The sequence below is a fragment of the Vulcanisaeta sp. JCM 14467 genome (assembly GCF_001316245.1).
Classification (GTDB): domain Archaea; phylum Thermoproteota; class Thermoprotei; order Thermoproteales; family Thermocladiaceae; genus Vulcanisaeta.
The window spans coordinates 1-798 of sequence record NZ_BBDM01000024.1 but is presented as its reverse complement, the minus strand read 5'-3'; the positions used below and the strand labels follow the sequence as shown (position 1 = coordinate 798).

The following is a 798-nucleotide window of genomic DNA, read 5'->3' as shown; positions in this document are numbered from 1 at the left end:
ACCTATCGAACTCCCCATCTGCCATCGTAATCTTAACCACGGCCTCATCATAGACGCGGCCATTGATTTTGAGCTCCTCAACATCTGCATAGCCATCACCAAGTATCGCACCCAACATAAACGCCAATAACTCCTCCTCACCGAGCTTCTCAACGTCATTGAGGATCCTCCCCTTAAGCGGGTCATGGTTAGTCCTTAAACGCCACGTAATCGTCAAGCCACCCTCATTGACATTAACCGCTTTTACATGCACGTAATTCTCGCCTGGGTAAAGAAGCGACCAAACAATGGCTTGCCAAGTCTGACTAGTTCCCATGCCTACCTTACCCTCATTAATGAATCCGTCAGTCTCCTCAAAACCACCCTCCAACGCCCTAAGCACATCATTAACGAACTTCCTGTACTCCTCCTCACTCATTGTCTTAATGAGAATGTCGGGCACCATTATGGTCACACCCTCAAGTCTATTAAGCACCAGGTGAACTATTACGCCGCTTGTGCTCGTCCTATTCACATCCAGTGTCACGTGACTATAATGCACGCTTGCTCCTGATGCATTATACCAAATAATGACCTCAGCCCTACCGCTCATTAAGTCATCAATTAGCTTCTCAACCTCATTGCCGACTTCACGCCAGTAGTTCAAGAACTGCTCGTTGTAGCTTATGAACTTGTCGACAAGCCCCGTGATTGCATTGACAACCTCATCACCGTACTTACCCCTTAACTGGACCTCAAGCCTGTCACGCTTCTCTAACCATTCGTCCATTATTTCCTCAATCCACCACGCCTCCCAAA

Annotated in this window: 1 pseudogene; it reads right to left on the bottom strand. The window is 47.7% G+C overall.

From position 1 onward, the window contains the following. Positions 1-769: pseudogene (locus JCM14467_RS14290) on the bottom strand (hypothetical protein); the annotation flags it as partial. Between the last annotated feature and the right edge of the window lie 29 nt (positions 770-798).